Source organism: Aestuarium sp., assembly GCF_023253315.1.
GTDB classification, from domain to species: Bacteria; Pseudomonadota; Alphaproteobacteria; order Rhodobacterales; family Rhodobacteraceae; genus Marivivens; species Marivivens donghaensis.
Map to the genome: position 1 here is coordinate 1 of NZ_JALRGW010000038.1, position 11,022 is coordinate 11,022.

General features: G+C 57.3%; 9 protein-coding genes and 1 pseudogene. 9 read left to right on the forward strand and 1 reads right to left on the reverse strand.

Going from position 1 to position 11,022, the window contains the following annotated elements; all coding sequences use genetic code 11:
• Positions 1-451 precede the first annotated feature (451 nt).
• The 6 genes from AC1QQ2_RS13255 to AC1QQ2_RS13280 are packed head-to-tail and all read left to right on the forward strand — an operon-like array spanning position 452 to position 6,937.
• A complete protein-coding gene (locus tag AC1QQ2_RS13255; RefSeq protein WP_067550596.1) occupies positions 452-1,489 on the forward strand; it encodes a rod shape-determining protein in 1,038 nt (345 codons plus the stop codon).
• Between the two features lie 3 nt (positions 1,490-1,492).
• On the forward strand, positions 1,493-2,401 hold the full coding sequence (gene mreC, locus AC1QQ2_RS13260) for a rod shape-determining protein MreC (RefSeq protein WP_479713490.1): 909 nt from the start codon (positions 1,493-1,495) through the stop codon (positions 2,399-2,401).
• Positions 2,394-2,933, forward strand: a complete 540-nt coding sequence (locus tag AC1QQ2_RS13265) for a rod shape-determining protein MreD (RefSeq protein ID WP_479713491.1) — start codon at positions 2,394-2,396, stop codon at positions 2,931-2,933. Before mreC ends, AC1QQ2_RS13265 begins: the two co-directional genes overlap by 8 nt.
• Positions 2,930-4,873, forward strand: coding sequence for a penicillin-binding protein 2 (mrdA, locus tag AC1QQ2_RS13270; protein WP_479713492.1), 1,944 nt, complete (start codon positions 2,930-2,932; stop codon positions 4,871-4,873). Before AC1QQ2_RS13265 ends, mrdA begins: the two co-directional genes overlap by 4 nt.
• A 1-nt stretch (position 4,874) precedes the next feature.
• Positions 4,875-6,014 carry a rod shape-determining protein RodA gene (rodA, locus tag AC1QQ2_RS13275; RefSeq protein WP_438987735.1) on the forward strand — a complete coding sequence of 380 codons (1,140 nt, stop codon included), beginning with the start codon at positions 4,875-4,877 and terminating at the stop codon, positions 6,012-6,014.
• A complete protein-coding gene (locus AC1QQ2_RS13280; protein ID WP_479713493.1) occupies positions 6,014-6,937 on the forward strand; it encodes a 2-hydroxyacid dehydrogenase in 924 nt (307 codons plus the stop codon). Before rodA ends, AC1QQ2_RS13280 begins: the two co-directional genes overlap by 1 nt.
• On the opposite strand, the gene AC1QQ2_RS13285 is transcribed toward AC1QQ2_RS13280, so the two are convergent.
• A complete protein-coding gene (locus AC1QQ2_RS13285; RefSeq protein ID WP_479713494.1) occupies positions 6,934-7,716 on the reverse strand; it encodes an SseB family protein in 783 nt (260 codons plus the stop codon). The two genes, AC1QQ2_RS13280 and AC1QQ2_RS13285, sit on opposite strands and share 4 nt — an antisense overlap.
• Positions 7,717-8,000: 284 nt before the next feature.
• Between AC1QQ2_RS13285 and AC1QQ2_RS13290 the strand changes: the two genes are divergently transcribed.
• The 3 genes and pseudogenes from AC1QQ2_RS13290 to AC1QQ2_RS13300 form a co-directional block, all read left to right on the forward strand.
• Positions 8,001-9,260 carry a Na+/H+ antiporter NhaA gene (locus AC1QQ2_RS13290; protein WP_479713495.1) on the forward strand — a complete coding sequence of 420 codons (1,260 nt, stop codon included), beginning with the start codon at positions 8,001-8,003 and terminating at the stop codon, positions 9,258-9,260.
• A gap of 152 nt (positions 9,261-9,412) precedes the next feature.
• Entirely contained in the window at positions 9,413-10,075 is a 663-nt protein-coding gene (locus AC1QQ2_RS13295) for an ABC transporter ATP-binding protein (protein ID WP_105234386.1), read from the forward strand.
• A pseudogene (locus AC1QQ2_RS13300) lies at positions 10,050-11,022 on the forward strand (capsule biosynthesis protein); the annotation flags it as partial. The gene AC1QQ2_RS13295 and the pseudogene AC1QQ2_RS13300, both read left to right, overlap by 26 nt.

The window sequence follows — 11,022 nt, forward strand, 5'->3', positions numbered from 1 at the left end:
ACTTCCCAGCCATCCGACCGTTCCGTCCGACCCAACCGCGCCTCAGCGCCGCCGGTGAAGGGGGTTCTAAGGTTATCTCAAACTACCCGCAAGCGGTTTTTTACAGAAAACGCACTTTCTTTGTAATTTTTATCGAAGCCCCTTATTTTTAAGGCGCTAAGGCGAGCACTTTTATTCCGCCGCCGTTCTTCGCCCGAAAAAACGCCCCGAATCCCGCCAACTTCAGGCCCAATTTTCCGTCCCCTTTTATACATTATATATACACTCCCTCAGAACTCTGTATTTCGGCGTCTCTCTGAATCGCCTCACCGAACCAGAGTCCCGAGCAAGCAGAATCGCGCTTGTGGGAGGTGGACACCCTCTTTCGCATAGAGCGCTTCGCCCCTATAAAGCGGTCGGCCCTGCAGAGACTCGCTTGGCTTCATGCATTTTAATTACGGGAATACGGCATATGGCTAGTTTCGGAGGTTTGTTTTCGTCGGATATGGCCATTGACCTCGGCACGGCGAACACTCTTGTTTACGTAAAAGGCAAGGGCATCGTCCTGTCGGAACCTTCGGTGGTCGCCTACCACGTCAAAGACGGCGTGAAGAAGGTTCTCGCAGTTGGCGAAGATGCAAAGCTGATGCTGGGCCGTACTCCTGGTTCGATCGAAGCAATCCGTCCGATGCGCGATGGTGTTATCGCGGACTTCGACACTGCAGAAGAAATGATCAAACATTTCATCCGCAAAGTTCACAAGCGCACGACCTTCTCAAAGCCAAAGATCATCGTCTGTGTTCCTCACGGGGCGACACCCGTTGAGAAGCGCGCGATCCGTCAATCGGTTCTCTCTGCTGGCGCACGTCGCGCTGGTCTGATCGCAGAGCCTATTGCAGCGGCTATTGGTGCAGGCATGCCGATCACCGATCCGACTGGTAACATGGTCGTCGATATCGGCGGCGGTACCACCGAGGTTGCGGTTCTGTCCTTGGGTGACATCGTTTACGCACGTTCAGTACGTGTCGGCGGTGACCGCATGGACGAAGCGATCATCAACTACCTGCGTCGCCAGCATAACCTCTTGATCGGTGAAGCGACGGCTGAACGCATTAAGACCTCGATCGGCACAGCACGTATGCCTGACGACGGTCGTGGAACCTCTATGCACATTCGCGGTCGTGACCTGCTGAATGGCGTTCCGAAAGAAACCGAGATCAGCCAAGCGCAGGTTGCTGAGGCTCTTGCTGAACCCGTTCAGCAAATCACCGAAGCGGTTATGACCGCACTCGAAGCAACGCCGCCCGATCTGGCAGCAGATATTGTGGACCGTGGTGTGATGCTCACGGGTGGTGGAGCACTGTTGGGTCAGTTGGACCTCGCTCTGCGCGAACAAACTGGTCTGGCCATATCGGTCGCCGATGAATCGCTGAACTGCGTGGCTTTGGGCACCGGCAAGGCGCTGGAGTACGAAAAACAACTCCGCCACGTGATCGACTACGACAGCTAAGCCGTGGCACGGGAGAACCAGCGCGAAGATACCTATTCAGCTCCGCTTCGGCGGCTGTTGGTGGCCGTGCTAGTTATCCTTTTCCTCGCGATCTTTTTGGTATGGCGGATTGATAGTCCGCGCGTTGAGCGGTTCCGCTCTGCCGTGCTTGACCGTGTTATTCCTCCGATGGATTGGGTGATGACCCCCGTCACTGGGTTGACCCGCATCATATCTGATTTCCAATCCTATCAACGTCTTGTTGAACAGAACGCAGATTTGCGGCGCGAACTGCAGCAGATGAAAGCATGGCGCGAAGCGGCGCTGCAGCTTGAACAAGAGAACGCAAAGCTGTTGGATTTGAACAACGTCCAACTCGACCCGCAGCTAACTTACATCACTGGCATCGTATTGGCGGACAGCGGTTCGCCGTTCCGACAGTCCGTGCTCTTGAACGTTGGGGCGCGGGACGGGATCACTGACGGTTGGGCCGTGATGGATGGGATCGGGCTCGTTGGCCGCATCTCTGGTGTGGGTCAAGAAACCTCGCGCGTTTTGTTGCTCACCGATACGTCCAGCCGCGTTCCGATCATCATCCAAGGCTCTGGTCAGCGGGCGATCCTGATGGGCGACAACACCCGTAACCCGCCCATCGAATTCCTTGAGGCCCCAGATCAAGTTCGCCCCGGCGATCGCGTCGTATCCTCTGGGGATGGCGGCGTATTCCCTGCCGACCTGCTGATTGGTCAGGTTGCCCTCGGCACCGATAACCGCCTTCGAGTGCGTCTATCGGCGGACTACGAACGTCTCGAATTCCTACGTGTGCTGCGCAGCCAGCCACGGGAACGCATCGACGACCCAGGCAATCTTTTGGCCCCTAATGCCGTAGAAGAAGCATCGCCCGAAATCACGGAAGCGCCCTCAGATGGCTGAGGTTCAGGCAACACGTCGCTGGGCTGGACGCGCCCTTTTTGTCGGTCTGTCGTTCACATTTCTCTTCGCCCAAATTTTGCCTCTGAACATGGTGCCCGACCGCATCGCGGCACCTGATATTCTGGTGGCTTTCACTCTGGCATGGGTGATCCGGAGTCCAGACCTGACCCCTGTTGCCTTGATCGCGCTGGTTCATTTCAGCGCCGATATCCTGCTCGACCGTCCGCCGGGGCTTTGGGCCGCATTGATCGTGATCAGCACCGAGATTTTGCGCAATCGTGCCGCCGACCTGCGAGCCTTGGCCTTTCCGTTTGAATGGCTACTTGTCACAGGAACGCTCGTGGGCCTCTACGTGGGCTATCGCGTTATTTTGACCATCTTACTCTTGCAGCAAGCCCCGTTGATGCTGACATTAACCCAACTGACCATCACGATTTTGGTTTATCCTGTTGTGGTGCTCTTATCCTACCTCGCCTTCGGGATTAGCCGTCCCGCGATGGGCGAAGTTGACGATCTGGGGAGACGCCTGTGAAACGCCCACCAAAGGACACTGCACAAAGCCAGCGGGGCATTGGCCGCCGCACTTTGGTCGTGGGTGGGTTGCAGCTTGCGACAGCGGGTCTGTTGGCGTTGAAACTACGGTCGATGCAGGTCGAACAGGCAGAGACATTCCGCCTCCTGGCCGATGAAAACCGAATTAACATCAAGCTCTTACCGCCTGCTCGCGGTTTGATCTATGACCGCCATGGCGTGTTGCTCGCTGGGAACGAACAGAACTACCGCATCACGATGACCCGCGAGGATGCGGGCGACGTCGAAGAGGTGCTCGACCGTCTATCGCAGCTCATCCCATTGTCCGACACTGCGCGTGCGGAAGCTCTCAAAGAGATGAGCAACCGATCTGCCTTTGTGCCCGTCACCATTGCGGACCGCCTGACGTGGGACGATATCACACGCGTCACCGTAAACGCCCCTGCCCTGCCCGGTGTTACGACCGAGGTTGGCCTGAGCCGCTATTATTCCCAAGGCGCTGACCTCGCCCATGTGATTGGCTACGTGGGTCCCGTTTCGGATTACGACCTCAGCCGCATCGAAAACCCCGATCCTCTCCTCCAGATCCCCAAATTCCAAATCGGTAAAACGGGCGTCGAAGCCAAGATGGAAGAAGTCCTGCGTGGATCGGCTGGCACCCGCCAAATCGAGGTGAATGCCATTGGCCGTGTCATGCGTGAACTGTCGCGTGAAGAGGGGCAGCCCGGTGCGGACCTTCAGTTGACCATCGACAGCGCCTTGCAAACCTACGTCGAAGCGCGCCTTGAAGGTGAATCCGCAGGTGCCGTGGTCATCGACCTTGAAAACGGTGATCTGCGCGCGGTCGTGTCATCGCCATCGTTCGATCCGAACCTTTTTGTGCGCGGTATCTCTGTGGCCGAATGGAATGCGTTGAACGAAAATCCGTTCCGCCCCCTCGCCGCCAAAGCCGTGCAGGGCACCTACCCTCCAGGTTCCACGTTCAAGATGATCACCGCGCTTGCAGCACTTGAAGACGGCGTGTTGGACCCCGAAGAAACGATCCTTTGCCGTGGCTACACCGAAGTCTCTGGCACCCGTTTCCACTGCTGGAAAAGTGGCGGGCACGGCAACGTCAACTTACATGACAGCCTCAAACAGTCCTGTGACTGCTACTATTACGAGATCTCACAGCGCGTCGGCATTGATAAGATTTCGGCGATGGCACGGCGGTTTGGCCTCGGCGTTCGTCATGACCTCCCCTTGTCGGCAGTGGCTGAAGGGCTTGCTCCTGACAAAGAATGGAAAGCCACCGTTCGCGGTGAGGATTGGCGAATCGGCGACACGGTCAACGCGTCGATCGGTCAGGGCTATGTCCTCGCCTCGCCGCTCCAGCTGGCGATCATGTCCGCACGGATTGCGACAGGACGCACCATCACACCGCGCCTGATCCACACGATAGACGGTGTCGAGACGCCAAAGCAGAGCGACGACACCATTGGCCTCAACGAAAACTACCTCCGCCGTATTCGCGCTGCGATGGATGCGGTTTCAAACAACAACCGCGGCACGGCCTATGGGTCGCGGATCAACGTGTCCGATCAACGCATGGGCGGAAAGACAGGCACAAGTCAGGTGCGCCGCATCACCGCAGAAGAACGTGCGCGTGGCGTGACGAGCAACGCCGACCTACCGTGGGAACGCCGCGACCACGCGTTGTTTGTGGGCTTTGCCCCCGTGGATGATCCCAAATACGCGGTTGCGGTCGTTGTCGAACACGGTGGCGGCGGGTCTACTGCCGCTGCACCAATTGCGCGGGATGTGATGCTGCAAGCCCTCTACGAAGGGCAGCCCCCATTAGAGGCGTATCCGTCAAACGTGCGAGGTCGCATTTCGGAACAGCAACGCGCCATCCAAAACCGCGTTCAACCTGGGGCCATTCAAGGCAACGATAGGGCCTGACATGAGCTACCTCGAATATAACGTCAAATCGGTTCCGACGGGGTTCAGAAAGCTCCTCTTTCTAAACTGGCCGATCATTCTGTTGCTCTGCGCAATCTCAAGCGCGGGCTTTATCATGCTTTATTCCGTCGCTGGCGGTTCCATAAATCCATGGCTCGAACCGCAACTGAAACGCTTTGCCTTGGGTATGGCGGTGATGTTGGGGATCGCAATGATCCCGATCTGGTTTTGGCGAAACGTCTCTGCGGTCGGCTATATCGTTTCTGTCCTTCTCTTGATCGCAGTTGAACTATTCGGCGAAGTCCGCATGGGGGCCCAGCGCTGGATCAACCTCGGCTTTATGGTGCTTCAACCGTCGGAACTGGCAAAGATCACCGTCGTGATGTTCCTCGCTTCCTATTACGACTGGCTGCCACTGAACCGCAAATCCCACCCGCTCTGGGTCTTTATACCCGTGATGATCATCATGATCCCCACGGCGCTGGTACTGAAACAGCCAGACCTTGGGACTGCGCTATTGGTGATGATTGGCGGAGGCACGATCATGTTCCTTGCGGGCGTCCACTGGGCCTATTTCGCAGGCGTTATTGCGAGTGGGGTCGGCGTCGTATGGGCAGTAATGGTGTCCAAAGGGCAGTCTTGGCAATTGTTGAAAGACTACCAATACCGCCGAATTGAGACTTTCCTCGACCCAGCAAGTGACCCGCTCGGCGCTGGCTATCACATCACTCAGGCAAAGATTGCGCTTGGCTCGGGTGGGTGGACAGGACGCGGGTTTATGCAAGGCACACAATCGCGCCTGAACTTCCTGCCCGAAAAGCATACCGACTTTATCTTTACCACCTTGGCCGAAGAGTTTGGCTTCATCGGGGCGACGACCCTCTTAGCCCTCTACGTTGCGCTGATATTGATCTGCATTTTCTCGGCCCTTCAAAACCGCGACAGGTTCGGATCATTGCTGACCTTGGGCATCACGATGACGTTCTTCCTTTATTTCGCGGTGAATATGTCGATGGTCATGGGAATGGCGCCGGTCGTAGGTGTGCCTTTGCCGATGGTCAGCTACGGTGGTTCGGCAATGTTGGTACTCTTGGTCGGTTTCGGCCTCATCCAAAGCGCGCACGTCCATAAAGCAAGATAATGATCAACGTTCTCTTTTCCGCTCGTCCGCAGCTTTGGGATACCTATCGCGATCTGCTGATCGAGGCCTGCGCGACCAAAGGGGTCGATATCAACCTTGGCACGGATATTCCCGCCGAACAGGTCGACTACATTATCTTCGCACCCAACCCGACGCTGACTGACTTTACGCCCTTCACCCGCTGCAAAGCTGTGCTGAGCCTTTGGGCAGGCGTCGAAACAATCGCCCCCAATGCCACCCTGTCTCAGCCGTTGTGCCGATTGGTCGATACTGGATTGACCCAAGGCATGGTCGAATGGGTAACGGGCCATGTTTTGCGTCACCATCTGGGTATGGATCAGCAGATCAAAAACCAAAAAGGCGAATGGGCGCCCCTAGCACCGCCGCTGTCAAAGGATCGGCCTGTCACGATTCTTGGCCTAGGTGAACTAGGTGCAGCTTGCGCTACGGCATTGGTGCAGCTTGGGTTTCCCGTCACAGGATGGAGCAGAACACCAAAATCCATCGACGGTGTACGCTGCCTATCGGGGTCACCCGCTGAGGCACTCAAGGACGCGCAGATCGCGGTTCTCCTGCTGCCTCTCACATCGCAAACCGAAAACATCCTGAACGCGGACGCACTGGCCGCAATGGCCAAAGGCGCCTTTGTGATCAATCCCGGTCGGGGGGCGCTGATCGACGACGACGCGCTACTGGCCGCACTCAATTCTGGGCAAATCGGACACGCCACGTTGGATGTGTTCCGTGTCGAACCGCTCCCCGCAGATCACGCCTATTGGGCGCACCCCAATGTGACGGTGACGCCCCATATCGCTAGCGAAACGCGGCCCGAAACGGCTGTTGAACAAATCGCGGAAAATCTGCGCCGTGCCGAAGCAGGCGAGCCGCTACTGAACCTCGTGGATCGGACCCGCGGCTATTAACGCAGCTTTGGCGGACGCGCGGGGTCCATTCCAGGGTTAGAACCGGGTATCGCTTGTGGAACCTCTGGTTTCGGTAAGTCAAACCGCAGGCCAACGCGTTCCAGTCGCGTGACGAAATCGCTATCCGCAGGCACAAAGGTCACGTCGATCATACCAGCGTCCACGCCCGAAAACGTCAGCGCTTCGGCAACGGCTCGGGCCAAGGCAGGTTCTGCACCTTCGACAGCGCCCACATAAGTCAGGATATGACCACGTGCGCCGGTGTCATAGGTCACGCCCGAAAGATACGCGACCTCGGCCAATCCACCTGCCGTGGCGAGCTTACGATCCAAACCTGTCACGACAGACTCGGGCAACCCTTTGGGAGCGGTGATTTCAACAGGACGCGCTTGAGCTTCTTCTGGTGCATTGCCCAGCGTTTCGATCAGCCAGTCGATCGCCGCAGGTGGGATCAGGATCGACGACGGCTGACCAAGGTTCACCCCCATGCCGACGCCCTGCCCGACCAACATCTGCGCAAGGCCGCGCCCCGACACAGCCGCATAGCTCGCAGCACGCTCGGCGAAATCAGCAAGGCGTTCTTCGCGATCAAAGACGAGGACATATTGCACATCGTCGGCTTCGATTACTTCAGGGTTAATATCGTCATCGCCCTCGGGCTCTGACGCCAGCAAAAGGAACATCTCGGTATCGGCAAGGCGTTCGTAAAACCGCAAACGCGCCGCATCATTGTCGGGATCGGCATCCATCGCCGCGTGGGCAGTATCTAGCTCTGTCATCATGGAACACCTCGTCAGTTTGCGGTCCGCATCTCGGGTTTTGGCCTATTGTGCCACGTGCCCAAGGGCAAGGGTCGGCTGCGGCGAATAGGGCAAATTCCACGATACAAACTAGGCAAACCGATAATTTTCACCATTATGGCCGCAATTGCTCGAATTTGCCGAAAAGCCTTAGCGCAAATGGACACAACGGGGGCCAAAGGCGGTATAGAGCTACACCGCATCGTTGTGATTGACGTCAAGTTACGGTAATCGCACGTCATCTAAATAACGAGGAAAGCTGCATGTACCGCGTCTGGAACTTTCTTACGCAATACTCGCTCCTGCTAATCATCGGGGCGCTTGCCGCTCTCGCATGGGCGAACACGAACCCCGAAAGCTATCACCATTTTGTCGAATTCGTCCTCATCGACGACTTCTTCATCGGTCACCTGCATGATGACGGCCACGGCCATGTCACACGCACACTGACACTCCACTACTTGGTCAATGACGTGCTTATGGCGCTGTTCTTTGCCATCGCGGCAAAGGAAGTCTGGGAAGCAATCATTCTCGAAAACGGCTCGCTGCGTGGTAAAAAAGCGGCAACTCCGCTGATCGCGACCGCTGGCGGCGTGCTTGGTCCGGTGGCTGTTTACCTCGGCCTCGCAGCATTCCTCGGCTCTGAAACCTATGATGCCGTGTCCAAAGGTTGGGCGATCCCAACCGCAACCGACATCGCGTTTTCGTACCTCGTTGGCCGCCTGGTGTTCGGCGCTGGCCACCCTGCGGTTCGCTTCCTGCTTCTTTTGGCAATCGCGGACGATGCGGTTGGCCTGTTGATCCTCGCGATCTTCTACCCATCGGGCGATCTGGCTCCGGTTTGGCTGCTGCTCTCGTTCGGCGCTGCCATCGCGGTCTTTGTCCTCGCAAACTGGCTGCCGCGCTATCTGGACCGCGGCAATCAAGCCCGCCCGAACTCCACTTGGGTGCGCAAAAAACTCTCGTTCTGGCCCTACGCGATTGCGGCGGCACTTAGCTGGTATGGTTTCCAAGAGTCGGGCATCCACCCTGCGCTTGGCCTCCTGCCAATCGTTCCGACCATTCCTCATGCGGACCGCGCTTTTGGTATCTTCTCCGAAGCCGAAACCCACCTGCATGACCTGCTCAACGACATCGAACACGCGTTGAAGTATCCGGTTGAAATCATCCTGCTGTTCTTCGGCCTCTTGAACGCTGGTGTAGAGTTCAAATCGATCTCTGAACCGACTTGGCTCGTGCTTGCTGGTCTGCTGATCGGCAAACCCCTCGGCGTGATGATCATGGGCTGGATTGCGGCGAAACCGCTTCGCCTTGGCTTGCCCGAAGGCATGCGGATCATCGATCTGTTTGTCATCGGCTGTGTGGCTGCAATTGGCTTTACTGTAGCTCTCTTCGTGGCCTCGGTTGCCTTCGATGCTGGCCCAGTTCAGGACGCCGCGAAGATGGGCGCGCTGTTCAGCTTCTTTGCTGCCGCAATTTCGATCGTCGCTGGCAAACTGACCCGCGTTCAGAAAGTAAACTAACCTCATCGCGGCCCGCCTTCACAATTTGAGGCGGGCCGCGAAATCATTGTATTTTTCCTCTCCGATCCGACATAATGAGGGGAAAATTGCCAAACAGTTTGGCACAACCATGACCCAACAATGGGCGCCCGAGCAGGGCAGAGCGGATCGCGATGCTTGAATTCGTAAACGTGAGCAAGTCCTTTTGGACCGGAAAACAGCGCAAGGTGATCCTTGATCGCGCGTCGTTTCGCGTGGAACTCGGCAACTCTCTTGGCATTTTGGCACCGAACGGCACGGGTAAAACCACGCTTATCAACATGATGTCCGGCTTGGAAAAACCCGATGAGGGCGAAATCCACCGCAAATGTCGGATTTCATTCCCGCTGGGCTTTATGGGCGGCCTCGTCACGCGCCACACTGGCAAAGAGAACACCCGCTACATCGCACGTCTCTACGGGCTCGACCCTGACTACATCGAAGCCTTCTGCCGCTGGCTCTGCGATATCAAAGAATACTTCGACATGCCCGTCGGCACCTACAGCCAAGGTATGCGCGCACGGTTGTCTTTTGCGCTGATGTTGGCGCTCGATTTTGATATGTATCTGATCGACGAAGGTATGCCCTCGACAACCGACCAAGAATTTAACCGCAAAGCGGGCGAAATATTAAGAGAACGGTTGGAAACAACAACGGTGGTCATCGTGTCCCACCAAGCCGCCACGCTAGAGCGGTTCGCCAAATCGGCAGCCGTCTTGATGGACGGTCACCTACATATGTTCGATACCTTGGAAGAGGCAAAACAGCTTTATGACTATGAAACCCAAGGCCAGTAAATTCCGCCTACGGACGACCGATCCGAAGGCAACCGACGACAAACCGCAAGCGGCCCGCCCAACGCCACCGCAGCAGCCACAGCCGCGTCCTCAGGTCCAGCGCCCTCAACAGGCGCGCGCACCGCAACCAGATCAGGCACAGGATCAGCCGACGCCGCCCGTTGACGCCAATATCGACAGCCCCGCTGTCGCCTCTGCCGAAGCTGAAATTGACGCGATCCGCAAAGAGGGCCTCACAGGTCGTCAGTTGCGCATGGCGCGCCGCGTGGCGCAGAAACACGGCCTTGCCGTAACCTCCGATTTCGATGCCGTCCGCCAATTGCGCCAAAACGGCATTGATCCCTTTGAACGGTCAAGCATCCTTGAACTCGTCGCGCCGAGCAGCGGCGGCAATGGTGGTGGCACAACCCCGCCAACAGGCACCGCGCTCGCAGCGGGTGGCAAGATGCAATTGCCCCAAACGATCCAACAGGGCCGCACTCTCGCCGCACCTGATCCTGCCGCCGCCGCAGAACGTCGCGCGAGCGAGATCATGCGCATCCAACAGGACCTCATTCGCCGTCGCCGTCAGCGTTTGATTTCGCTCTTCTCGCGCCTCGCGGTGTTCGTGCTGCTACCGACCTTGCTTGCGGGCTATTACTACTTTGTCATCGCGACCCCGATGTATGCGACAAAGTCCGAGTTCGTCATTCAGCAGTCCCAGCCCGCGGGCGGTGCCGCTGGAGGCCTCTCTGGTTTGTTCCAAGGCACGTCCCTCGCCACTCAGGCAGATGCGATTGCCGTGCAATCCTACCTCACGTCCCGCGCCGCGATGGTCCGACTGGACGAGGAAGAGGGGTTCAAATCTCACTTTAGCCAGGATCACATTGACCCCATTCAGCGCCTTGACCCAGACGCCAGCAACGAGGCCGCCTACAAGCTCTATCAGCGTCTTTTGACCATCGGCT